General features: G+C 74.8%; 21 protein-coding genes. 6 read left to right on the forward strand and 15 right to left on the reverse strand.

The features are described 5' to 3' along the window. Window positions 1–5: 5 nt before the first annotated feature. Both KBB57_RS13830 and KBB57_RS13835 read left to right on the forward strand, forming a co-directional pair. Complete coding sequence (locus KBB57_RS13830) at window positions 6–560, forward strand: DUF2244 domain-containing protein (protein WP_290751235.1); 555 nt, start codon at window positions 6–8, stop codon at window positions 558–560. Window positions 561–868: 308 nt separating this feature from the next. After that, complete coding sequence (locus tag KBB57_RS13835) at window positions 869–1051, forward strand: hypothetical protein (protein ID WP_290751237.1); 183 nt, start codon at window positions 869–871, stop codon at window positions 1049–1051. A 109-nt stretch (window positions 1052–1160) separates the two neighbouring features. On the opposite strand, the gene KBB57_RS13840 is transcribed toward KBB57_RS13835, so the two are convergent. From KBB57_RS13840 to KBB57_RS13875, 8 genes are all read right to left on the reverse strand, one after another. Continuing rightward, window positions 1161–2102 (reverse strand): AEC family transporter, encoded by a 942-nt coding sequence (locus KBB57_RS13840; protein WP_290751239.1) that lies wholly within the window; start codon window positions 2100–2102, stop codon window positions 1161–1163. Then, complete coding sequence (locus KBB57_RS13845; RefSeq protein ID WP_290751241.1) at window positions 2099–2893, reverse strand: MBL fold metallo-hydrolase; 795 nt, start codon at window positions 2891–2893, stop codon at window positions 2099–2101. Before KBB57_RS13845 ends, KBB57_RS13840 begins: the two co-directional genes overlap by 4 nt. Then, entirely contained in the window at window positions 2890–3690 is an 801-nt protein-coding gene (locus KBB57_RS13850; RefSeq protein ID WP_290751243.1) for a TatD family hydrolase, read from the reverse strand. The genes KBB57_RS13845 and KBB57_RS13850 overlap by 4 nt, the downstream gene beginning before the upstream one ends. Before the next feature lie 27 nt (window positions 3691–3717). Further along, entirely contained in the window at window positions 3718–4845 is a 1128-nt protein-coding gene (locus KBB57_RS13855; protein WP_290751246.1) for a DNA polymerase III subunit delta', read from the reverse strand. Continuing rightward, window positions 4842–5456, reverse strand: coding sequence for a dTMP kinase (gene tmk / locus KBB57_RS13860; protein ID WP_290751248.1), 615 nt, complete (start codon window positions 5454–5456; stop codon window positions 4842–4844). The genes KBB57_RS13855 and tmk overlap by 4 nt, the downstream gene beginning before the upstream one ends. Further along, window positions 5453–6625, reverse strand: a complete 1173-nt coding sequence (locus KBB57_RS13865; RefSeq protein ID WP_290751250.1) for a D-alanyl-D-alanine carboxypeptidase family protein — start codon at window positions 6623–6625, stop codon at window positions 5453–5455. The genes tmk and KBB57_RS13865 overlap by 4 nt, the downstream gene beginning before the upstream one ends. A gap of 55 nt (window positions 6626–6680) precedes the next feature. Beyond that, window positions 6681–7184: a hypothetical protein gene (locus KBB57_RS13870; protein ID WP_290751252.1), complete on the reverse strand. Its 504-nt coding sequence runs from the start codon at window positions 7182–7184 to the stop codon at window positions 6681–6683. Window positions 7185–7266: 82 nt separating this feature from the next. Further along, window positions 7267–9273, reverse strand: a complete 2007-nt coding sequence (locus KBB57_RS13875; protein WP_290751254.1) for a type II secretion system protein N — start codon at window positions 9271–9273, stop codon at window positions 7267–7269. 156 nt (window positions 9274–9429) lie between these two features. Here KBB57_RS13875 and KBB57_RS13880 point away from each other — a divergent pair, with 156 nt between their 5' ends. Then, window positions 9430–10131: an SIMPL domain-containing protein gene (locus KBB57_RS13880; protein WP_290751256.1), complete on the forward strand. Its 702-nt coding sequence runs from the start codon at window positions 9430–9432 to the stop codon at window positions 10129–10131. 77 nt (window positions 10132–10208) lie between these two features. On the opposite strand, the gene KBB57_RS13885 is transcribed toward KBB57_RS13880, so the two are convergent. Together KBB57_RS13885 and KBB57_RS13890 are read right to left on the reverse strand one after the other, a co-directional pair. Next, entirely contained in the window at window positions 10209–10403 is a 195-nt protein-coding gene (locus KBB57_RS13885) for a hypothetical protein (protein ID WP_290751259.1), read from the reverse strand. Window positions 10404–10520: 117 nt separating this feature from the next. Continuing rightward, the gene (locus tag KBB57_RS13890; RefSeq protein WP_290751262.1) at window positions 10521–11804 is read right to left on the reverse strand and encodes an O-acetylhomoserine aminocarboxypropyltransferase/cysteine synthase family protein; all 1284 of its coding nucleotides are present in this window, start codon (window positions 11802–11804) and stop codon (window positions 10521–10523) included. Between the two features lie 284 nt (window positions 11805–12088). Between KBB57_RS13890 and KBB57_RS13895 the strand changes: the two genes are divergently transcribed. Both KBB57_RS13895 and KBB57_RS13900 read left to right on the forward strand, forming a co-directional pair. Continuing rightward, window positions 12089–13723, forward strand: a complete 1635-nt coding sequence (locus KBB57_RS13895) for a M10 family metallopeptidase C-terminal domain-containing protein (RefSeq protein ID WP_290751264.1) — start codon at window positions 12089–12091, stop codon at window positions 13721–13723. Window positions 13724–13815: 92 nt separating this feature from the next. Beyond that, on the forward strand, window positions 13816–14079 hold the full coding sequence (locus KBB57_RS13900; protein WP_290751266.1) for a hypothetical protein: 264 nt from the start codon (window positions 13816–13818) through the stop codon (window positions 14077–14079). Window positions 14080–14106: 27 nt separating this feature from the next. Here the strand turns inward: KBB57_RS13900 and KBB57_RS13905 are convergent, their stop codons facing one another. The 5 genes from KBB57_RS13905 to KBB57_RS13925 all read right to left on the reverse strand — a co-directional run bounded on the left by KBB57_RS13905 (window position 14107) and on the right by KBB57_RS13925 (window position 20963). After that, window positions 14107–15501, reverse strand: a complete 1395-nt coding sequence (locus KBB57_RS13905) for an L-serine ammonia-lyase (RefSeq protein ID WP_290751268.1) — start codon at window positions 15499–15501, stop codon at window positions 14107–14109. Window positions 15502–15891: 390 nt separating this feature from the next. Further along, window positions 15892–16356 (reverse strand): sarcosine oxidase subunit gamma, encoded by a 465-nt coding sequence (locus KBB57_RS13910; RefSeq protein ID WP_290751270.1) that lies wholly within the window; start codon window positions 16354–16356, stop codon window positions 15892–15894. Between the two features lie 16 nt (window positions 16357–16372). Then, window positions 16373–19372, reverse strand: a complete 3000-nt coding sequence (locus KBB57_RS13915) for a sarcosine oxidase subunit alpha (RefSeq protein ID WP_290751272.1) — start codon at window positions 19370–19372, stop codon at window positions 16373–16375. Continuing rightward, window positions 19369–19671 carry a sarcosine oxidase subunit delta gene (locus tag KBB57_RS13920; protein ID WP_290751274.1) on the reverse strand — a complete coding sequence of 101 codons (303 nt, stop codon included), beginning with the start codon at window positions 19669–19671 and terminating at the stop codon, window positions 19369–19371. Before KBB57_RS13920 ends, KBB57_RS13915 begins: the two co-directional genes overlap by 4 nt. 38 nt (window positions 19672–19709) lie before the next feature. Then, window positions 19710–20963: a sarcosine oxidase subunit beta family protein gene (locus KBB57_RS13925; RefSeq protein ID WP_290751276.1), complete on the reverse strand. Its 1254-nt coding sequence runs from the start codon at window positions 20961–20963 to the stop codon at window positions 19710–19712. Between the two features lie 103 nt (window positions 20964–21066). Here KBB57_RS13925 and KBB57_RS13930 point away from each other — a divergent pair, with 103 nt between their 5' ends. Continuing rightward, a complete protein-coding gene (locus tag KBB57_RS13930) occupies window positions 21067–22032 on the forward strand; it encodes a GlxA family transcriptional regulator (protein ID WP_290751278.1) in 966 nt (321 codons plus the stop codon). The last annotated feature ends 100 nt before the right edge of the window (window positions 22033–22132 follow it).

Genomic DNA, 22132 nt, shown 5'->3' on the forward strand with positions numbered 1-22132 from the left:
GGGCGGTGGCCACGGGCCGGCAGGACGATGATTGCGGGGCGGCCGGCGACGGCCGCCCCGATCCGTTCGGGCGGGCGGATCCGCCGGTGCTGGCGCTGACCTTGTGGCCGAACCGCTCGCTGTCGCGGCGGGGCTTCGTCCGGGTGGTGGGCGCGGTGGGGGTCGGGGCGGCGCTGCTGCTGGCGCCGTTCCTCGGGACGCCGGCGGTCTGGGGGCTCGCGCCCTTCGCGGCGATCGCGCCGGTGGCGCTCTATCTCGCGATCCGCCGCAGCTACGCCGACGGGCGGCTGACGGAGGAGCTGCGGCTCTGGCCCGACCTCATCACCGTCGAGCGGCGCGAGCCGCGGGGGGCGGTGCGGCGCTGGCACGCCGATCCGCACTGGGTGCGGCTGCGGCTGATCGACGACGCGCCGGTGGAGAAGTACCTGACGCTGACGGGCAACGGCCGCGAGATCGAGCTCGGGGCCTTCCTGAGCCCCGGCGAGCGCGAGGCGCTCTACCGCGACCTGCGCGCCGCGCTGGGGCGGCTGCGCCCGGCGGGCGTGGTTTTCGGCGGCTGAGGGGAGCGCGGGCGAGGCGGCCGGTCCTTCTGGCGGCGGCGCTGGCCCCGGCGGCGGCTGTGTCCCCTCCCCGCCGGTGCGCCAGCATCGGCGACGCCTGCCCGCGGCAGGCGCTTCGCGCCGGCCAGCGCAGGCGCCCCGCTCTGGCGATGTCGGCCCGGCAAGGGCGCAATCGCTTAGGCATGGCAGGAGGCGCGGGGCGGATCCGGGGCGATCGCCGGAGCCGAGTCACGCGGCGGTAACGCAGGGGGCGGCAGAAGGGCGGGGACGCCGGCGGGAAGCCGGCGCGACCGACAGGAGCCGCCGTCATGCCCATGCCGCATCCCCCGATCGTCCCGGCTTCCGCGCCCCTGCGCCCCCGGCAGGACGAGGCGCGCGCGACGCCGTGGCTGGTGGCCATGCTGGCGCTGGTGGTGGCGAGCGCCTTCGTGGCGGACGTGGGCGTTCCCGCGCGGGTCGAGCCCGGGGCGCTGGGCGCCGCCCTGCGCTAAAGCGATGTCCAACCGGACGGAATCGTCCGGTGATCAGGACATTGCGCAAATTCGAGACTCCAGAGCGGATGGCCCGGTTTGACCGGGACGACTCCGCTCTTGCGCGGCGTCAGTTGACTCCGCCGAGGATGGTCAGCCAGACCGAGATCGTCAGCACGGAGACCGCGGTGCAGAACAGCACCGCGCTCGCCGCCTGGGCCTGGCCGCGGGCGTAGAGGCTGGCGAAGACGTAGGCGTTGACCCCCGGCGCCATAGAGGCGGTGACCACGGCGGAGCGGACGAATTCCGGCGGCAGCGCGAAGGCCATGCAGAGGCCGTAGGCGATCGCCGGGTGCAGCGCCAGCGACAGCACGGCGATCATGCTCGCCTCCCCGAGCGAGGCGCGGATCGCGTAGCGGGTCAGCACGCCGCCGAGGCCGAAGAGCGCCGCGGGCAGCGCGGAATCGGCGACCATGTCGACGGCGACCGCCACCGGCTCGGGGATCGGCACGCCCGAGACGTTGACGAGAAAGCCGATGGCGAGGCCGATCATCAGCGCGTTGCGGAACATGGCGCGGGCCACCGCCTGGGCGGTGCCGGCGAGGCCGCGGCCGTCGGCGCGGGCGAACTCCATGGCGGTGATGCCGAGCAGGTAGCAGATCGGCGCGTGGATGGCGATGATGGCGAAGTTCGGCGCCAGCGCGTCGACCCCGTAGGCGCGCTGCATGATCGGGATGCCGAGGAGCAGCGAGTTGGAGAAGAGCGCGCCGAAGCCGATCGCCACCGCCTCGCCGGGGCGGCGGTGGAAGATCATCCGGGCCCCGAGGATGCCGAGGGCGAAGCAGACGACGGCGCCGGTGTAGAAGGAGACGAGGAGGCGGGCGTCGAAGACCGAGCCGAGGTCGAGGTCGGCGATGCCGCGGAAGAGCAGCACCGGGACGGCGAAGTTCTGGGTGTAGACCATCAGCCCGTCGACGCCCCCGGCGGAGAAGCGTCCGGTCCGCGCCGCGAGCCAGCCCGCGCCGATGACGAGGAAGACCGGCAGGACGACGGTGGCGAGCGTCAGGATCATGGCGCGAACCCGAAGGCGAGCCCGTCATGGGCGGGGACGACGCCCTCGGGGATCTCGGCGGCGAGGGTGGCGTAGTCGAGGTCGTTGTGCAGGTTGGTCAGGATGGCGCGGCGCGGGGCGAGGCGGGCGATCCATTCGAGCGAGCGGGCGAGGTGGACGTGGCTCGGGTGCGGCAGGTAGCGCAGCGCGTCGAGGACGAGGACGTCGAGGCCGGCGAGGAGCGGCCAGCTCGCGTCGGGGATGCCGGAGACGTCGGGGATGTAGGCGAGCCCGCCGATGCGGAAGCCGAGCGCGACGATGTTGCCGTGCCGGACCGGGATCGGGGTGAAGGGGATCGGGCCCCCCGGGCCGTCGATGGCGAAGGGGCCGTCGATGAGCACGAGGTCGAGGATCGGCGGGTAGTCGGAGCCCGCGGGCGTGGCGAAGGCGTAGCCGAAGCGCGCCTCGAGCGCCGCGGCGGTGGCGGCGTCGGCCCAGGCCGGCAGGCGCGAGCGGCGGTTGAAGACGACCATCCGGAGGTCGTCGATGCCGTGGGTGTGGTCGGCGTGGGGATGGGTGTAGACGACGGCGTCGAGGAGCCCGACGCCGGCGTCGAGGAGCTGGGCGCGGACGTCGGGGGAGCTGTCGATCAGGACCCGGGTGACGGCGTCGCCGTCGCGCCGCTCGACGAGGAGCGAGCAGCGGCGGCGGTAGTTGCGCGGGTTCGCCGGGTCGCAGGCGCCCCAGAGGCCGCCGAGGCGGGGGACGCCGCCGGAGGAGCCGCAGCCGAGGATGGTGGCGCGGAAGCTCACGCCGGCCTCCAGGCGGCGGCCTTGGCGAAGAGCCGGTCGAAGTTCGCCGAGGTGGCGAAGGCGAACTCGTCCGCGTCGCGGCCGAGATGCCCGGCCATGGTGCGGGCGGTGTCGGCGACGAAGGCGGGCTCGTTGCGCTTGCCGCGGTGGGGGAGCGGCGCGAGGTAGGGGGCGTCGGTCTCGACGAGCAGCCGGTCGAGCGGCGCGGCGGCGAAGACCTCGCGGAGCGCGCCCGCGCTGCGGAAGGTCGCGATGCCGGAGATCGAGAGGTAGAAGCCGAGCGAGAGCGCCGTGGCGGCGAGGTCGGCGCTCGCAGTGAAGCAGTGCATGACGCACGCGAAGGGGCCCGCGGCGTGCTCCTCGATCAGGATGCGGGCGATGTCGGCGTCGGCGTCGCGGGCGTGGATGATGAGCGGCAGGCCGGTGCGCCGCGCCGCCTCGCAATGGACGCGCAGGCTGGCGGCCTGGAGGTCCTTGGTCTCGGCGGAATAGTGGTAGTCGAGGCCGGTCTCGCCGATGCCGACGAGCTTCGGGTGCGCGGCCAGCGCGACCAGCGCCTCGACGGTGACGGGCGGCTCCTCGTGGACGTGGAGCGGATGGCCGCCGGCGGCCCAGAACACCCCCTCGTGCGCCTCGGCGATGGCGCGGACCCGGTCGGCCTGCCGGAGCCGGGTGCAGATCGTCACCATGCGGGTGACGCCCGCCGCGGCGGCGCGGGCGACGATGGCGTCGGTCTCGCCGTCGAAGTCGGGGAAGTCGAGGTGGCAATGGCTGTCGACGAGGGCGGACGCGGACATGGGGGTCGCTCGGAGAAAAGAGGGCCGTCAGCCGGCGAGAGCGCGGGCCTCGGCCGCCGCCGCGTCGATGCGCAGGAGGGTATCGAGGATCACCTGTCCCGGGTCAAGATGCACGGCGCGGGCGTGCTCGATCCGCGGGCCGAGGCGGGCGCCGAGCTCGGCCCAGATGCGGGCCTGGGCGGGGTCGGCGGCGTGGCGGGCGAGGGCGCGGGCCTCGGCCGCGGAGACCGGCGGGGTGGGGGCGCCGGCCGCCGCGCGGGCGGCGCGGGCGAGCGCGAGGCGGATCAGCGCCAGCGCGGCGTCGTAGCGGGTCTCGGCGGCGCGGCCCGCGCAGGACTCGGCCAGCGCGACAGCGCGGCGGCGGTCCATGCCGGGCGCCTCGGCGAGAAGGCCGGCGATGGCGTCGTAGAGCGCCGGGCCCTCGACCGCGGCGAGGCGCATCGCCTCGCCGACGGAGCCGCCGCCGAGGGTGGCGAGCGCGGCGGCGCGGTCGGGGTCGCCGTGGGCGGCGGCGCCGGGCGCGCCGCCTTCGGCGGCCGCGAGCGCGCGGGCGAGGTCGTCGGGGCCGAGCGGGGCGCAGCGCAGCTCGCGGCAGCGCGAGCGGATCGTCGGCAGGAGCCGCGCCGGGGCGTGGCAGACGAGGAGGAGGAGGGCGCGGGCCGGCGGCTCCTCCAGCGTCTTGAGGAGGGCGTTCGCGGCCTGCGGGGTCAGCTCGTCGGCGGCGTCGACGATGGCGACGCGCCAGGCGCCGTCGGCGGCGGTGAGCTGGAAGAAGCCCTTGAGCGCGCGCACCTCGTCGACGCCGATTGCGGTTTTGAACCGCTTCGCCTTGTCGTCCCAGCCGCGGCGGACGAGGGCGATCCCGGGCTCGCCGAGGGCGGCGACGCGGCGGAAGACCGGGTGGGCGGGGTCCATGTCGAGGCTGGCGTCGAGGCTGGCGCCGCCGCCGGCGCGCAGGCGGCGGGCGATGCGCCAGGCGAGGGTCGCCTTGCCGACGCCGCGCGGCCCGGTGACGAGCCAGCCGTGGTGGAGCCGCCCGGCGGCCTCGGCGGCGAGGAAGGCGCGCTCGGCGGCCTCCTGGCCGTAGAGCCGTTCCGTCAGGCGCGGATGCGGCGCGCCCTCCAGCCGGTCCGGCTCGTCCTCCGGCCCGCTCACGGCAGGGCGACGGCGGCGACGCGCGCGGCGACCGCGTCGGCGTCGCCGGCGGCGGGCACGAGGCGGCAGCGGTCGGGGAACTCGGCGGCGAGCGCGAGGAAGCCGTCGCGCAGCCGGCGCTGGAACTCGGGGCCGAGCCGCTCGAAGCGGTCCTCGCTCCCGCCGCGGGCGGCGCCGCGGGCATGGGCCTCGTCGGGATCGAGGTCGAGGATGATGGTGAGATCGGGCTCGCGGCCGATCATCAGGGCATGGAGCGCGTCGACGGTCGCCCGCAGGTCGGCGCGAGCGGCGCCCTGGTAGACCCGGGTCGAGTCGGCGAAGCGGTCGGTGACGACGGTGCGTCCGGCGGCGAGCGCCGGCGCGATGGTGCGTTCGAGGTGGTCGCGGCGGGCGGCGGTGAAGAGCAGGCACTCGGCCTCCGCCGACCAGCGCCCCGGCGCCCCCTCGACGAGCAGCCGCCGGATCTCCTCGGCCCCGGCGGAGCCGCCCGGCTCGCGGGTCTCCACCACGTCGGCGCCGGCGGCGCGCAGCGCGGCGGCGAGGCGGCGGAGCTGGGTGGTCTTGCCCGCCCCGTCGACGCCCTCGAAGCTGATGAAGCGGCCGGGGATCATTCCTCCGCCGCCGCGGGGGCCTCGCCGCGGCCGGGCAGGAGCGCCAGGGCGCGGTCGATCGCCGTCCTTCCGGCGGCCTGGATGCGCACCCCGAGGCCGCCCTCCGCCACGTCGGCGCCCGCGAGGAGCGGGAAGCTCGCCGGCGGCGCGTCGGGCAGCGTCACCTCGAGCCGCCCGATCTGCTGGCCGGCGGCGACCGGGGCCGGCACCGGCCCGTCATAGACGACGCGCGCCTTGGCCTGCGCCGCGGCGCCGCGGGGCACCAGCATCTGGATCGTCTCGCCCGGGACCAGCGGCACCGTCGGCGCCGCGCCGAGCCAGACCTCGGCCTGCGCCACCTCGGCGCCCTTGTCGTAGAGCTTCAGCGTCTCGAAGGCCCCGAAGGCCCAGTTGACGATCTCCGCGCTCTCCGCCGACCGGTCCTGCAGCGAGCCCAGGCCGCTGATCACGAAGACGATCCGCTGGCCGTCGCGCACCGCCGAGCCGACGAGGCCGTAGCCCGCCTCGGAGGTGTGCCCGGTCTTCAGGCCGTCCGCCCCGAGACCGGCGGTCAGCAGCGGGTTGCGGTTCTGCTGGGTGATGCCGTTGTAGGTGAACTCGGTCTGCGAGAAATGCGCATACTCCTCGGGGAAGTCGGTCATGATCCGCCGCGCGATGGTCACGAGGTCCTCGGCGCTCATCACGTGGCCGGGCTCGGGCCAGCCGGAGGCGTTCTTCAGCGTGGTCCCGTTCATGCCGAGCTCGTGGGCGCGCTCGGTCATCGCCTTGGCGAAGGCGCTCTCCGAGCCATAGAGGTTCTCCGCCACCACCACGCAGGCGTCGTTGCCGGACTGCACGATGATGCCGAGGATCAGGTCCTTGACCTGCACCTTCTTGCCGGCCTCGAGGAACATGCGCGAGCCGCCCATCTCCTGCGCATGGTCCGAGACGATGAACTCGGTCTCCGGGGTCACCCGCCCGTCGCGCAAGGCATCGAAGAGCATATAGAGCGTCATCAGCTTCGACATCGACGCCGGCGGCAGCGGCGTGTCGGCGTTCTTGGCGTAGAGCGTCAGCCCGGTGGCGTGGTCGACGACGAGCGCCGTGGAGCCGCGGCTCTCGAAGGCCCCCGCCGGGGCGGCCGCGACGAGCGCCAGCGCCAGCGCCGCGAGCCAGGTTCTGGGGGTCATGCGAGGTCTCCTTCCCGCCGCTCGACGCAACCCATAGGCGAGGCGGGGCGGGGTGTCAAAACAGCCGCCCGATGAGCGCGGCCGGGCCGGAGGCGGGCTTCGCCGCCGTGGCAGGCCCGGTTGCGGGCCCGGCGGCGGTCTCGGCGAGCCGCGGCTCGCGGCGGAGCGCGGTCACTCGCACCCGGGCCGGCCCGTCGCCGACGCCGAGGGCCTCGGCGGCCGCGGCGGAGATGCGGATCGCCCCGCCGCGCCCCGCCGCGCCGCGGAAGAGCGCGACGTCCACATGCGCCTCGCCCCCGGCGAGGGCGACGCGGGCGCGCTCGGGGCGGGCGAGGCCGGGAACGACGGCCCAGAGGCCGGGCGCGCCCTCCGGGTCGGCCGCCGCGGGGCCGGTCCAGTCGAAGACGCCGGGGGCGAGCATGTCCTCGAAGCTCAGCCGCAGCTCCTCCGGCCCGCGGGGGGCGGGGGGGGGCGGGTCGGCCGCCGGCGTCGCGCAGCCGGCAAGGGCGGCGGCGAGCGTCGCGGCGGCCGAGAGCTTTGCGAGCGCTGGCCAAGCCATGCCGCCTCCGAGATCCTGCCGCCGCGATGTAGGCGCCGCGCCGGCGGGAGGGAAGGGCGGCGCCGGGGTCAGGGCGCCGGGATCAGTCGGGCAGCCGCAGCACGCTGTCGCGGCCGCGCGAGCGCAGCTGCACGCCGTCGGCGGCGATCGCCACGACCTGCACGCCCTTGACCGTGTCGCCGGCCTTGACGCGCTGGGTGTCGCCGTTCGGCAGCTGGATCAGCGCGTGCTTGCCGCCGGCCCCGCCGAAGATGCCGACGAGCGCGAGCTTCGAGCTGCTGACCGCGGGCTCCTGCCGGCGCTGCGCCTGGGCGCGGACGGTCTGCTTCGGCGGCTCGGGCCGCTGGGCGACGGCCTTGGCCGGCACGGTCGGGATGGTGGCGCGGACGGTCGGCTTCCTTGCCGGCTGCGGGGCCGGCGAGACGGCGCGAACGGTCCTCGGCGCCGCGGCCGCCGCCTTCGGCGCGGCGGGCTGGGCGTAGCGCGTCGTCGTGCGGGCCGGCTGCGGCGCGGGCTGGAGCGCCGCGGTCTGCACGCGCGGGGGCTGCGCCCTGGCCGGCTGGGCGGTGACGACGGGCTGCGTCCGCACCGCGGGCTGCGCCGCGGCCGCGGGGCGCGCCGGTGCCGGCGCGGCGGAGGCCCGCACCTGCGCCGGTTGCGCCTTGGGCTGCGGCGCAGCGGCGCGCACGGGCGCCTGCTCCGGACGCGGCGTGGCGCGGACGACCGGCTGCGGCGCGGGCGTGGGCGTCGCCGCGATGCGGCGCGGCTCGGGGGCGAGGACGGAGGAGAGGCCCGGCGTCTCGGCGAGCGGCGCGAGCGAGGCGACCTGCACGCCTTTCGGCTCCGGCGCCTTGCGGGCGGGGATCGCCAGCGCCAGCGCGTCGGGGCGGGCGCGCGGGGTGACGCTGGCGGCCGCGGCGAAGGCGTCCTCCGGCGTCGCCGCCTCGGCCGGGGTGGCGATGGCGGCGTCGAGGCTCGCCACGAGGCTCTCGACCGCGCTGCGGCGCGGCGCGGCGGCGGGACGCGGCGCCGGGCCGCCCTCGACCAGCGCGGCGGTGCGGACGGGGGCCGCGACAGGGGTCGCGACGGCGGCCTCGGCGCGCGGGCGCGGCATCGGCGCGCCCGCGGCGGCAGGCGCGGCGGCCGGGATCGCGGCGGCGGCCGGGGCGGGCGCGATGGCCGCCGGCCGCGCCGGCGGCGGCGCGACGTCGACGAGCGGCGTCCCGAGCCGCGGCGCCGGCGGCGTCCCCGGCAGGTCGGGCGGCATGCCGCGGGTGGCGATGGTTGCCGGCCCGAGCGCGGGATCGGCCGGGATGACCGCATAGGTCCGCTCCGGCGGCGGCGCGACGAGGCCGAGCGGCCGGGACGGCGGCGGCGCGGCGCGCAGCGTGGCGGTCCGGGCCGGCGCGGCGGGCTTCGCCGCCGGCGCGGCGGCTGCGGGCGGCGTCAGCGCCTCGGCCTCGGGCGCCTCGGCGACCGCCATGGGCGCGGCCTCGGCCGGAGCCTCGGCGCCGGGGGCGAGCGCGACGGCGTCCGCGGGCGCCGGTTCCGAGGCCCAGGGGCCCAGCCAGGCGAGGAGGGCGAGCGTCGCAGCGACGCCGGTCGCCGCCGTGGCGGCGCCGCCGGGCAGCGCCGGCAGGCCGCTGCCGAAATCGGGGGCCGCGCCGAAGCCGGGGAAGGCCCCGCCGCCGGTCACCCGGGCGGGGCGGATGCCGGCGCGGGCGAGGAAGCCGCGCGCCTCGCGGAGGGTCGCGCGCGACACGGCGGCGGCGGGACGCAGGCCGTCGGCGCCGCGCGGCCCGAGGCGCAGCGCCAGCGTGCGGCCGGAGGCGCCGAGCGCCCGGCCGGCGGCGCGGGCGGCGGCCTCGCGGTCGGGGGCGCGGCCGCGCCAGACCTCGCGCTCGGGCAGGATGGCGGTCAGCCGCCCGCGCCGCCGGCGAATGTCCGCTCCGACGGCGCCCAGCGCCTCGACCGCGTCCGCCGCGTCGAGCTCGACGACCCGCGGCGCGGCGCCGTCCTCCTCCACCACGAGTTCGGGATAACCGAAACGCAGGCGAAACTCCGGCCTGCCCGTGCCTGTCGCGTTCATACTGGCCCCGATCTTTGTCGGTTGTCTGCTCTGCGGGCAGCGTAACCCATCCCGTCGCGCCATGCCAGCATTGCGTGCGCCTCACGCGACTTTTAGTTGTCCCCCCGCGTGGGTTGCGGCAGATGGTTCACGCAGATCGCCCGAGGAGCCCCCGACATGCGTCCCATCCACGCCGCGCTGACCGTCGTCGCGCTCTCCCTGCCGCCCGTCGCCCTCGCCCAGGGCGCGCCGGGGACGGCGCCCGAGCCGCGGCGGCTGACCGTGAGCGGCGAGGCCGAGGTGCAGGCGGCGCCGGACCGCGCCGCCTTCACGGCAGGCGTGCAGACCGAGGCGCTGAGCGCGGCCGACGCGCTCGGCGCCACCGCCAAGGCGATGCAGGCGGTGTTCGCGGCGCTGGAGGCGCAGGGCGTCGCCGCGGCGGACATGCAGACGAGCCAGCTCTCGGTCGACCCGCTCTGGGATTCGCCGCCCGACGGCCGCCAGCCGCGGGTGCGCGGCTATGCGGCGGCCAACATGGTCACGGTGCGGGTGCGCGACGTGGCGAAGCTCGGCGCGTTGATCGACGCGGTGGGCGCCGCCGGCGCGAACCGGATCTTCGGGATCTCCTTCGACGTCGAGGATCCGAAGGCGAGCCTCGACGACGCCCGCCGCCGCGCCGTCGAGGACGCCCGCTCCAGGGCGGAGCTCCTCGCCACGGCCGCGGGCGTGACCCTCGGCCCGGTGATCTCGATCCGCGAGGGCGGCGGCGGCGGCCCGGTCCCGATGTTCGCCCGCGCCGAGGCGATGGGAGACATGCCCGTCGCCGCCGGGACCGTCAGCCTGTCGGCAAGCGTCGAGATCGTGTACGGGATCGAGTAGCTCCGCCCCTTGCGCGCGGTCGACGCCCGCCCGCCCCCCCGTTTGCGCGTGTGCGAGGTCGGGGCCTTTCAACCCGACTACGCCTCTGACGTCAGACGCACGTTTGGCGTCGATCCCGCAGTAGCAAAACGGCCGTCACGCCCCTCCCGCACGAGGCTCTCGCTGTCGGTCCCCCGCCGCAAGCGCGCCCGCATCCGGGCAGCGGCGCCGGCAAAATCGGCGGCGGCCTCCGCGAGGGCCTTGTCGACGTTCTGGGTGATGCGCTGCCCCACGGCGGCCTCCCTGAAGGATGACGCCAGTGATGTCGTAGCGCGGTCATCGTCACAAGCGCGCTCCGTCCGCGATCTTCCCGTCGAAGAGGCTGATCGCGGACGGACGCGGTAGGGCCGTCAGCCGACGGCCTTGACCAGCGCCTGCTCGAGGTCGGCGATCAGGTCGTCGACGTTCTCGATGCCGATCGACAGGCGCACGACGTTCGGGGCGGCGCCCGAGGCGATCTGCTGCTCGGGCGTCAGCTGGCGGTGGGTGGTCGAGGCGGAGTGGATGATCAGCGAGCGCGCGTCGCCGAGGTTGGCGACGTGGCTGAAGAGCTCGACCGCGTCGACGAACCGCACGCAGGCCTCGTAGCCGCCCCTGAGCGCGAAGGTGAAGAGCGCGCCCGCTCCCTTCGAATAGAGCCGCTTCGCCCGGTCGTGGTAGGGCGAGGAGGGCAGGCCCGCATAGGTGACGAACTCGACCTCCGGCCGCGCCTCCAGCCAGGCGGCGACCTTCTCGGCGTTCTGGACGTGGCGCTCCATCCGCAGCGACAGCGTCTCGATGCCGAGCAGCGTCTGGAAGGCGGTGGTCGGGGCCATCGTCATCCCGAGGTCGCGCAAGCCCACGGCGATGCCGTGGAAGGTGAACGCCATCGGCCCGAAGGTCTCGTGGAACCTCAGCCCGTGATAGGCGACCTCCGGCTCGGAGAGCGAAGGGAACTTGCCGCTGGCCGACCAGTCGAACTTGCCGCTGTCGACGATGCAGCCGCCGGTGACCGTGCCGTTGCCGGTGAGGTACTTCGTGGTGGAGTGGACGACGAGGTCCGCCCCCTGCTCCAGCGGCCGGCAGAGCCAGGGCGTCGCCGAAGTGTTGTCGACGATCAGCGGCACGCCGGCGCGCCTCGTCACCTCGGCGACGGCGGGAATGTCGGTGACGTAGCCGCCGGGATTGGCGATCGACTCGCAGAAGACCGCGCGGGTGTTCCCGTCGATGGCGGCCTCCAGCGCCGCGAGGTCGTCGAGGTCGACGAACTTCGCCTCCCAGCCGAAGCGGCGGATGGTGTGGGTGAGCTGCGTGTAGGTGCCGCCGTAGAGCCGCGTCGAGGCGACCACGTTGCAGCCCGGCCGCATCAGCGGGAAGAGCGCCATGATCTGCGCCGCGTGCCCCGAGGAGCAGCAGACCGCGCCGACGCCGCCCTCGAGCGTGGCGATGCGCTCCTGCAGGACCGAGACGGTGGGGTTGGTCAGGCGCGAATAGATGAAGCCCACCTCCTGGAGGTTGAAGAGCGCCGCCGCATGGTCGGCGTCGCGGAAGACGTAGGCGGTGGTCTGGTAGATCGGCGTCTGCCGAGCGCCCGTGGCCGGATCTGGCCGGGCGCCGGCGTGGATCGCCAGCGTGTCGAAGCCGTATGCGCTCATCGTCTCTCCCCCGGGGGTTCTTCCTTGGCGGGCGGACGCTATGCGAGCCGCCGCGGCGAGGCAACGGGGCGCGCCCCGGGGGCGGCGCCGCGGACGTCGCCCGCGCCGGCGTCGGGGTTCCGGTTAACCCTCGGCGCGGGGCGACGCGGCGCGTCAGCGCTTCGTTAAGGCCCGCCATGCAGGCTCCGGGGCGGGGTAGCCCGGCCTTTCGGCGCGGGCGTGTGTGGGGAGCGAGCGGCCGGACGCATGCGTCCGGCGCGCCGCGGCGTGTCGCGGGGGTGGACATGGGCCGCATGAAGGTGTCGACGCCGGTCGGGGACGTGCGCCTCGACGGGGTGACCTCGAGCTACGCCTGGGCGGACCTGCGGGTGAGCTTCAGCATTCCGGACGCAAGGGCCGACTACGGCTCGGGCTACATCGACCCGGTGATCTCGAAGTTCTCCGCGATCAGCGCCACGCAGGCGACGACGGCGCGGTGGATCCTCGAGCGCGGCGGCGGGTTCTCGGTCGAGGGGTTCACCGGGCTGCGCGTCACCGAGGGGGCGCGCGGCTCGGGCGCCGGCGAGATCCGGCTCGGCAACGCCGGCGGGGTCTCCACCGCCTACGGCTACATGCCGGGCGATCATCCGCTGAGCGGCGACGTCTGGTTCGGGCTCGCCGGCCGCCGGCCGGTCGCCGGGAACTACGACCACCTGATCATGCTGCACGAGCTCGGCCACACGCTGGGGCTGAAGCATCCCCACGAGCGCGACGGCCGCTTCGGCGCGTTGCCGACGGGCTGGGACAGCATGGAATACACGGTGATGACCTACCGCCCGTGGATCGGCGCGGCGGCGAACGGGCTGCGCGCCGAGAAGGGCGGCTACGCGCAGAGCTTCATGATGCTCGACATCGCGGCGCTGCAGCGGCTCTACGGGGCGGATTTCACCACCAACGCCGGCGACACGGTCTATCGCTGGACGCCTTCGGGCGGGCAGACCTACGTCGACGGCAAGGCGGCGATCACGCCGGGCGAGAACCGCATCTTCCTGACGGTGTGGGACGGCGGGGGCAGGGACACCTACGACCTCTCGGCCTACCGGACCGACGTCCGGATCGACCTGACCCCGGGCGGGCATTCGGTGCTCTCGAAGAGCCAGCTCGCCGACCTCGGCGGCGGGCCGAACGGCGGCGACGCGCGGGGCAACGTCTTCAACGCGCTGCAGTACCGGGGCGACCCGCGCTCGCTGATCGAGAACGCCGTGGGCGGCGCGGGGGACGACGTCCTCATCGGCAACGCCGCGGCGAACCGGCTCCTCGGGGGGGCGGGCGACGACCGGCTGCTCGGCGGGGCGGGGAACGACGTGCTCTACGGCGGCGCCGGCTTCGACCGGCTCTGGGGCGGGGCGGGGAACGACACGCTGCACGGCGGGACGCTCGGCGGGGTCCTGTCGGGCGAGGCCGGGAACGACCGGCTCTACGGCGGTGCGGGGGCGGACCAGCTCCTCGGCGGGACGGGCGTCGACCTGCTGCGCGGCCGGGCGGGCGCGGACCGGCTGGTCGGCGGGACCGGCGCCGACACGCTGATCGGCGGGACGGGGGCGGACACGTTCCGGTTCCTCTCCTGCGCCGACTCGGCGCCGGGCGCGGCCGACCATATCCTCGCCGGCGACGGCGCGGCGGCCTTCGAGGGCGTCGGGCGCGCGGCCGGCGACCGCATCGACCTGAGCGCCATCGACGCCGACGCCCTGACCCGCGGCGACCAGGCCTTCGTCTTCGGGACCAAGACGGACAAGGGCTGCCTCTGGGTGGTCGAGATCGGCGGCGACACCTGGGTCCGCGGCAACGTCGACAACGATCGCGCCCCCGAGTTCGAGCTGGTCATCGAGGACGGCGGGGTGCGGGCGTCGAGCTACACGGCGCACGATTTCATCCTGTGAGGCGGCGGCGGAATCCGGCCGGCGCGCGCGTCTCGCGATTGCGCCGGGCGCGCCGGCAGGCGATACTGTCGCGTCACAGGGGAGTCCCTCGGATGCGCGATATCGGCTTGGGCGAGCCTGCCACGGCCAGTGTCATCGATTTCTACGCCCGGACCCATGAGCGGAACGATCTCGTGCTGCGCACGAGCGTCGCCATGCGGGCGATGCGGTCGATCCTGTCGCGCTGCGGCCTCAGCGACGCGGAGCTGCTGGCGTTGATCGAGGCCTCGGCCGTCCGCCACTGCGCCGCGGTGGAGTTCGATTTCCCCCGCCGCAAGCGGCCGGCGAGCGAGGCGGTCACGTCGCCGGCGGCCTGATCGCCTCCCCGTTGGCGGGGCGCCGGGTCAGCACTCGGGAAGGTTGACGGCGAGGCCGCCGGTCGAGGTCTCCTTGTACTTCACGCTCATGTCGTGGCCGGTCTGGCGCATGGTCTCGACGCAGGCGTCGAGCGGGACGATGTGCGTCCCGTCGCCGCGGAGCGCGAGGGAGGCGGCCGCCACCGCCTTGATCGCGCCGAGGCCGTTCCGCTCGATGCAGGGGACCTGGACGAGGCCCTTCACCGGGTCGCAGGTCATGCCGAGGTGGTGCTCGAGCGCGATCTCGGCGGCGTTCTCGATCTGGGCGTTGGTGCCCCCGAGCGCGGCGCAGAGGCCGGCGGCGGCCATCGCGGCGGCGGAGCCGACCTCGCCCTGGCAGCCGACCTCGGCGCCGGAGATCGAGGCGTTGGTCTTGATGATGCCGCCGACGGCCGCGGCGGTCAGCAGGAAGTCGCGGATGCCGGCGTGGGTCGCGCCGACGCAGTGGTCGCGGTAGTAGCGGATCACCGCCGGCACCACGCCGGCGGCGCCGTTGGTCGGCGCGGTGACGACCTGGCCGCCGGCGGCGTTCTCCTCGTTGACCGCCATCGCGTAGACCGAGAGCCAGTCGTTGACGGTGTGGGGCTGGGCGAGGTTGTTGCCGCGCTCGGCGAGCAGCGCCTCGTGGATCGCCTTCGCCCGGCGGCGGACCTTGAGGCCGCCCGGCAGGATGCCGTCGGCGGCGAGGCCGCGGTCGATGCAGGCGTCCATCACCGACCAGAGGCGGTCGAGGCCGGCGTCGAGCGGGACGTGGCGCCCGGCGGTCTCGTTGGCGCGCTTCATCCGGGCGATGGAGAGGCCGGAGGCTTCGCCCATCGCGAGCATCTCGGCGGCGGTGGCGAAGGGGTGGGGGCGGGTGACCTTGGCGTCGTCGCCCTTCATCGTCTCGGTGCGGAGCTGGCGCTCGGTCAGCACGAAGCCGCCGCCGATCGAGTAGTAGGTCTCGGTCAGGTGCAGGTTGCCGGCGGCGTCGAAGGCGCGGAGCACCATGCCGTTGGCGTGGCCGGGGAGCGGGGGCCCGTAGTCGAAGACGACGCCCTCCGCGGGGTCGAAGGCGAGGGGTCCGACGCCGGGGACCTCGATCCGGCCGGTCTCGCGGAGGGCGGCGAGGCGGCGCTCGGCCTCGTCGGGGTCGAGGGTGTCGGGGACGAAGCCGAGAAGGCCGAGGATCACCGCGCGGTCGGTGGCGTGGCCCTTGCCGGTGAAGGCGAGGCTGCCGTGGAGCGTGGCCTCCAGCCGGGCGGCGCTGGCCGAGCCGGGGATGCGGTCGGAGCCGTCGCGGAGCGCGTCGAGGAAGCGCGCGGCGGCGAGCATCGGGCCCATCGTGTGCGACGACGACGGGCCGACGCCGATCTTGAAGATGTCGAAGACGCTGAGGAACATGGGCCGCCTCCGGCTGCGCCAACCCGGGCTAACACGCGTGATAGCTGGGTCAATATGCTGATTTCACGAGGATTTTCTGCTTCGTTAACCCGGCGGAAGGGAAGATGGACGCGAATTGGCGGCGCTCCGCCTGGGTCGGGCGGGGCGGGCCGCAGTTGCGGCCACAAGGTGCGCGCAGGTGCGCGCAGAGTCCTTTGTCTGGCGCAGGCCTGTGGGCCTGCGCCGGCGGGGCGCTCGCCGCCCCCGCACCCCCGGCACTGCTCTCCAGGTTTCTGGCCGGAAGAGGAAGGGGCCGCATGCGGCAGCCGCGGATCCGGCGGGAGGCCGGGGCGGCGGCGGCGGCGGCGCGGCGGAGGGTGGCGGCGTAGGTCATGGGGCGCGCGCAGGGCCTCAGAGGCCTGCGGCGAGCTCGCGCTCGGCGAGGGCGAGGAGGGCGCGGACGTGGGGGGCGAAGGAGCGCCAGACGGTGAGGTGGAAGCGGCCGGGAGCCTCGCGGGTGACGACGACCTGCACGCTGTCGAAGATCGTCCGCGCGCCCGAGCCGACGGGCATCGCCGCGAGGTCGCGGGGGCAGCCGGTGGCGAGGAGGTCGAGGACGGCGGGGCCCTCGAGCGCGTAGGTGATCTCGCGGTCGGTGACCTCCACGGCGCTCAGGGGCTGCGGCAGGGCGGCGATCAGGGCGGCGGCGCCGTCGCCTTCGAGCAGCCACTCGTCGGGGCCGAGGCAGAGGGCGGCGCCCTCGCGCGCGCCGATCCGGGTCGGCAGGGGCTGGCCCGCGGGATCGGCGAGGCGGAGCGAGATGCGGGGGCTCGGCGGCAGCTCGGTGATGGTCACGCCGGCGGCGGTGGCGGTCATGGGCGTCGCTCTCCTCTCAGGCGCCCAGCCGGGCGTTCTCGGGGTCGAGGAAGGCCGTGGCCCTCGTGACCTTCGCCGCGATGGTCCGGTCCGGCATGGGGATGTGCAGGGTCTCGCCGTCGCGGGCGCGGCCATCGGCGACGACGGCGAGGGCGATGGAGCGGCCGAGGGCGTCGGACCAGTAGGCCGAGGTCACGTGGCCGAGCATGGTCATCGGCTTCGGCTGGGCCGGGTCGGCGACGATCTGGGCGCCTTCCTGGAGCACCACCTTCGGGTCCTCGGTGAGGAGGCCGACGAGCTGCTTGCGGCCTTTCGCCACCATGTCGGGGCGGGTGAGGGAGCGCTTGCCGACGAAGTCGGGCTTCTGCTTGCCGATCGCCCAGGCGAGGCCGGCGTCGTCGGGGGTGAGGGTGCCGTCGGTGTCCTGGCCGACGATGATGTAGCCCTTCTCGGCCCGCATCACGTGCATCGCCTCGGTGCCGTAGGGGGCGATGCCGTGTTGCTGGCCGGCCTCCCAGAGCTTTTCCCAGAGGGCGCGGCCGTGGCGGGCGGGGACGTTGACCTCGAAGCCGAGCTCGCCGGTGAAGGAGACCCGGAAGAGCCGCGCCGGGAAGCCGGCGACGGTGCATTCGGCGACGGCCATGTGGGGGAAGGCCTCGGCCGAGATGTCGAGGCCGTCGACGAAGGGGGCGAGGAGCTTGCGGGCGTTGGGGCCTTGCAGGGCGACGACGGCCCATTGCTCGGTGGTGGAGGTGAGCCAGACCTTGAGGTCGGGCCATTCGGTCTGGAGGTAGTCCTCCATCATGTTGAGCACGCGCGCCGCGCCGCCGGTGGTGGTGGTGACGTGGAAGCGGTCCTCGGCCAGCCGGCCGATCACGCCGTCGTCGCGGATGAAGCCGTCCTCGCCGAGGAGGAGGCCGTAGCGGCAGCGGCCGGGGGCGAGCTTGGCCCAGGGGTTGGTGTACATCCGCTCCATGAAGGTGACGGCGTCGGGGCCGACGACCTCGATCTTGCCCAAGGTGGAGGCGTCGAAGATGCCGACGGAGGCGCGGGCGGCGCGGCACTCGCGCGAGACGGCGGCGTGCATGTCCTCGCCGGGGTTCGGGAAGTAGCGGGCGCGGCGCCAGAGGGCGACGGGCTCGAAGACCGCGCCGTTGGCCTCGGCCCAGGGGTCGATCGGCGTCTTGCGGGTGGCCTCGAAGGTCGCGTCCTTGTGGTAGCCGGCGAAGGCGCCGAAGGTGGTCGGCGAGTAGGGCGGGCGGAAGGTGGTGAGGCCGACCTGCGGCGGCGCCTTGCCGAGGGCGTCGGCGGCGATCATCAGGCCGTTGACGTTCGACATCTTGCCCTGGTCGGTCGCCATGCCGTTGGTGGTGTAGCGCTTGACGTGCTCGATCGAGCGCATGCCCTCGCGGACGGCGAGGCGGATGTCCTTGGCGGTGACGTCGTTCTGGAAGTCGATGAAGGCCTTGGCCTTGCCGGGGTCCCTGTCGGTTGGCAGCTCCTTGCAGGTGACGCCCGAGCCGGTGCGGTCGGCGTCGACGGCGAAGGTGGGGGCGGCGACGTCGTGGCCGGCGTCGCGGGCGGCGAGGGCGCCGGCCTCGGCTCCGTCGGCCAGCGCGGCGGCGACGCCCCAGAGGCCGCGGCCGGCGCCGGCGATCTGCACGGCCTCGGTCTTGGCGCCGGGCAGGTAGACCTGCAGCGTCTCGTCCCAGGCGAGCTTGCCCTGGGTGTGGCTGAAGAGATGCAGGCAGGGCGTCCAGCCGCCGCACATCAGCACGGTGTCGCAGGCGACGTCGCGGGCCTCGCCGGCCTTGCCTTCGGCGACGCGGTTGACGCGCAGGGACCTCACGCGGAGGCGGCCGGAGGTTCCGGTGACGGTGCGGCCGAGCAGGGTCTCGATGCCGAGGGCGCGGGCGCGGTCGGTCAGCGCCGGGTCGACCGTCGCGCGCACGTCGACGATGACGGCGGGCTTCGCGCCGGCCTCGGCGAGGTCGAAGGCCGCGTGCCAGGCGCTGTCGTGCGACGTGACGATCGCCGGGCGGTCGCCGACCTTGACGCCGTAGCGGTGGAGGTAGGTCTGGGCGGCGCCGGCGAGCATCACGCCGGGGCGGTCGTTGCCGTCGAAGACGAGGGGCTTCTCCAGCGCGCCCTGGGCGAGGACGACCTCGCGGGCGCGGACCTTCCACATCCGCTCGCGCGGGGCGCCGGCGGGCGGCGTGTCGAGGTGGTCGGTGAGGCGCTGGCAGAGGCCGACGAGGTTCTGGTGGTAGTAGCCGATCGCGGTGGCGCGCGGCAGGACGGCGACGTTCGGCAGCGAGGCGAGCTCGGCGAGGGTGGCGGCGAGCCAGTCCCAGGCGGGCTTGCCGTCGATGGTGACCGAGGGCTCGGAGAGCAGCGTGCCGCCGGGCTCGGAATGCTCGTCGACCAGCATGACCGACGCACCGGAGCGGCCGGCGGCGAGCGCGGCGGCGAGGCCGGCGGGGCCGGCGCCGACGACGAGAACGTCGGTGTGGGCGAAGCGGGAGGCGTAGGTGTCGGCGTCGGGCTCGGTCGGGGAGACGCCGAGGCCCGCGGCGTTGCGGATCACCGGCTCGTAGACGCGGTCCCAGAAGGCGCGGGGCCACATGAAGGTCTTGTAGTAGAAGCCCGCGGAGAAGAGCGACCCGAGGTTGTCGTTGATCGCGCCCATGTCGAAGGCGAGCGAGGGCCAGCGGTTCTGGCTGGTGGCCTCGAGGCTCGCCCGCAGCTCCTGCAGGGTGGCGCGGGTGTTCGGCTCGAAGCGGCCCGGCCCGCGGCGGGCGCCCATGAGCGCGTTCGGCTCGTCGGAGCCCGCGGAGACGACGCCGCGCGGGCGGTGGTACTTGAACGAGCGGCCCATCAGGTGGACGCCGTTGGCGAGCAGCGCCGAGGCCAGCGTGTCGCCGGCGAGGCCGGCATAGCTCTTGCCGTCGAAGGTGAAGCGGACCGGGCGGGCGTGGTCGACGCGGCCGCGGTTCGGGAGGCGGTAGCTGGTCATTTCGCCTCTCCCGTCAGGCTGGCGACGTCGGGGCGGGGCGCGCCCGCCTTGTAGGTGGCGAGGAACTTGTCGCCGACGGTCTCGCGCACCGCGTTGAAGAAGCGGGCGCAGCCGTTGACGTGGCGCCAGCGCTCGAAGTGGACGCCCTTCGGGTTGGCGCGGACGAAGAGGAAGTCGCGCCATTCCTCGTCGCTGAGCGCCGAGGGGTCGGCGGGCCGGGAGACGTGGGCCTCGCCGGCATAGGCGAACTCCAGCTCGGGGAGGTCCTGCTCGCAGTAGGGGCAATGGATCAGCAGCATGGCGGGACCTCAGTGCGTGTTCGCGGTCATGCGCGCCGTCAGTGCGCGACGGCGGCGGCGGCGGCCTCGTCGATGAGGCGGCCGGTGGTGAAGCGCTCCAGCGTGAAGGGCGCGTTGATCGGGTGCGGCTCGTCCCGCGCGACGGTCCAGGCGAGGACGTGGGCGGCGCCGGGGGTGGCCTTGAAGCCGCCGGTGCCCCAGCCGCAATTGACGTAGAGCCCGGGGACCGGGGTCTTGCCGAGGATCGCCGAGCGGTCGGGGGTCACGTCGACGATGCCGCCCCATTTGCGCAGCATCCGCATCCGGCGGAAGATCGGGAAGATCTCGCAGATCGCGGCAAGGGTATGCTCGATCAGCGGCAGGCCGCCGCGCTGGGAGTAGCTGACGTACTGGTCGGTGCCCGAGCCGATGACGAGCTCGCCCTTGTCGGACTGGCTGATATAGGCGTGGACGGAGTTCGACATCGCGACGCAGGGGAAGACGGGCTTGATCGGCTCGGAGACCAGCGCCTGCAGCGGGTAGGACTCCAGCGGCAGGCGGACGCCGGCGGTCTCCATGACGACCGAGGTGTGGCCGGCGGCGGAGACGGCGACCTTCTTCGCGGCGATGAAGCCCCTGGCGGTCTCGACGCCGGCGACGCGGCCGTCGGGGCCGCGGCGGATCGCGGTGACCGGGCAGTTCTGGAGGATGTCGACGCCGCGCGCGGCGGCGGCCCGGGCGTAGCCCCACGCGACCGCGTCGTGGCGGGCCGTGCCGGCGCGGCGCTGGAGGGCGGCGCCCAGCACCGGATAGCGGGCCCCCGGGTCGATCGAGAGGGGCGGGCAGAAGGCCTTGGCCTCCGCCGCCGTCAGCCACTCGTTGTCGACGCCGTTCAGGCGGTTCGAATGCACATGCCGCTGGAAGGACTGCACGTCATGGACGTTGTGCGCGAGCATGAGCACGCCGCGCTTGGAGTACATGACGTTGTAGTTCAGGTCCTGCGACAGGTTCTCCCACAGGTCGAGCGCGTGGTCGTAGAGCCGGGCGCTCTCGTCGTAGAGGTAGTTCGAGCGGATGATCGTGGTGTTGCGGCCCGTATTGCCGCCGCCGAGCCAGCCCTTGTCGATCACCGCCACGTTGGTGATGCCGTGCTCCTTCGCGAGGTAGTAGGCGGCCCCGAGCCCATGCCCGCCTGCGCCGACGATGACGACGTCGTAGGCCGCCTTCGGCTCGCGCTCCGGCCACTGGGCGGTCCAGTTCTTCTGGCCGGTCAGCGCCCCCCGGATCACCTGGGCGAAGGAGAAATGCGTCATGGCCGGGCCTCCCGAGGTCTCCGCCCGTCTATACTGGATTCGCGGCCCGCCGGGATGTATCCCTGCGTCATATCCGGTGTAACCTCGCGACGAAGGCCGGCGATTGGCCCAGCTCAGGATCGGCTTCGTGCTCGCCCGGCGCTTCACGCTCTGCGCGCTCGGGAACTTCGTCGACGTGCTGCGGCTCGCGGCGGACGAGGGCGACCGCTCGCGGCCGATCCTCTGCTCGTGGCGGGTGGTCTCGCCGACGATGGAGCCGATCGCGTCGAGCTCCGGCATCGTCGTGCAGCCGGAGGAGCCGCTGGGCGACCCCGGCCGCTTCGACTACCTCGTCGTGGTCGGCGGGCTCGTCGACGAGGTCGAGCACCTGCATCCCGACATTGTGCGCTTCCTGGAGCGGGCGGCGGCGGCGGGCATCCCGCTGGTCGGGGTCTGCACGGGCGCCTTCGCGCTGCACCGGGCGGGGCTGATGCATGGCTACCGCGCCTGCGTCAGCTGGTTCCACCACGACGACTTCCTCGAGCGCTTCGACGGGCTGACCCCGGTGAGCGACCGGATCTTCGTGGTCGACCGCGACCGGCTGACCTGCTCCGGCGGCGTCTCGGCGGCGCATCTCGCCGCCTTCATCGTGCGCCGCCACCTCGGGACGGCGCGGGCGGCCAAGAGCCTGCACATCATGATCCTCGACGAGGCGGCGGGCGACGAGCCGCAGCCCGGCATGCCGCTCGCGCTCGTCACCGACGACCCGCTGGTGCGGCGGGCGCTCCTCGCCATGCAGCAGTCGATCGACGCGCCGCTCTCCATCGCCCGGATCGTCGAGCGGCTGGGCGTGGGCCGGCGCAAGCTCGAGCGGCACTTCCGCGACGCGCTCGGCATGACGCCGCTCGACGCCGACCGGCTGATCCGGGTCGAGCGCGCCAAGCGCCTGCTGGTCACCACCGCGCGCTCCGCCACCCGGATCGCCGCCGAGACGGGCTTTTGCGACCTGCCGCACATGATCAAGGTGTTCAGGACCGCGGAGGGCCTGACGCCCGACGCCTTCCGCAAGGCGCACGGCGACGCCCGCTGACCCGGCGGATGCGATGACAAGGCGGCGGCCGACCGGCGATGGTCGCGGAGCCGTCAGCAGGCGTCGCACTTGCGGCGGGCCGGCGGCGCGAAACAGGGTA

Source organism: Amaricoccus sp. (assembly GCF_017993425.1).
Taxonomy (GTDB): Bacteria; Pseudomonadota; Alphaproteobacteria; order Rhodobacterales; family Rhodobacteraceae; genus Amaricoccus.

Bases quoted from the DNA above. Each gene is read 5' to 3' on its own strand.
- KBB57_RS13835 (WP_290751237.1), top strand. From the start codon at position 869: ATGCCCATGCCGCATCCCCCGATCGTCCCGGCTTCCGCGCCCCTGCGC.
- KBB57_RS13840 (WP_290751239.1), bottom strand. From the start codon at position 2,102: ATGATCCTGACGCTCGCCACCGTCGTCCTGCCGGTCTTCCTCGTCATC.
- KBB57_RS13850 (WP_290751243.1), bottom strand. From the start codon at position 3,690: ATGTCCGCGTCCGCCCTCGTCGACAGCCATTGCCACCTCGACTTCCCC.
- tmk (WP_290751248.1), bottom strand. From the start codon at position 5,456: ATGATCCCCGGCCGCTTCATCAGCTTCGAGGGCGTCGACGGGGCGGGC.
- KBB57_RS13865 (WP_290751250.1), bottom strand. From the start codon at position 6,625: ATGACCCCCAGAACCTGGCTCGCGGCGCTGGCGCTGGCGCTCGTCGCG.
- KBB57_RS13870 (WP_290751252.1), bottom strand. From the start codon at position 7,184: ATGGCTTGGCCAGCGCTCGCAAAGCTCTCGGCCGCCGCGACGCTCGCC.
- KBB57_RS13875 (WP_290751254.1), bottom strand. From the start codon at position 9,273: ATGAACGCGACAGGCACGGGCAGGCCGGAGTTTCGCCTGCGTTTCGGT.
- KBB57_RS13880 (WP_290751256.1), top strand. From the start codon at position 9,430: ATGCGTCCCATCCACGCCGCGCTGACCGTCGTCGCGCTCTCCCTGCCG.
- KBB57_RS13890 (WP_290751262.1), bottom strand. From the start codon at position 11,804: ATGAGCGCATACGGCTTCGACACGCTGGCGATCCACGCCGGCGCCCGG.
- KBB57_RS13895 (WP_290751264.1), top strand. From the start codon at position 12,089: ATGGGCCGCATGAAGGTGTCGACGCCGGTCGGGGACGTGCGCCTCGAC.
- KBB57_RS13900 (WP_290751266.1), top strand. From the start codon at position 13,816: ATGCGCGATATCGGCTTGGGCGAGCCTGCCACGGCCAGTGTCATCGAT.
- KBB57_RS13905 (WP_290751268.1), bottom strand. From the start codon at position 15,501: ATGTTCCTCAGCGTCTTCGACATCTTCAAGATCGGCGTCGGCCCGTCG.
- KBB57_RS13910 (WP_290751270.1), bottom strand. From the start codon at position 16,356: ATGACCGCCACCGCCGCCGGCGTGACCATCACCGAGCTGCCGCCGAGC.
- KBB57_RS13915 (WP_290751272.1), bottom strand. From the start codon at position 19,372: ATGACCAGCTACCGCCTCCCGAACCGCGGCCGCGTCGACCACGCCCGC.
- KBB57_RS13920 (WP_290751274.1), bottom strand. From the start codon at position 19,671: ATGCTGCTGATCCATTGCCCCTACTGCGAGCAGGACCTCCCCGAGCTG.
- KBB57_RS13925 (WP_290751276.1), bottom strand. From the start codon at position 20,963: ATGACGCATTTCTCCTTCGCCCAGGTGATCCGGGGGGCGCTGACCGGC.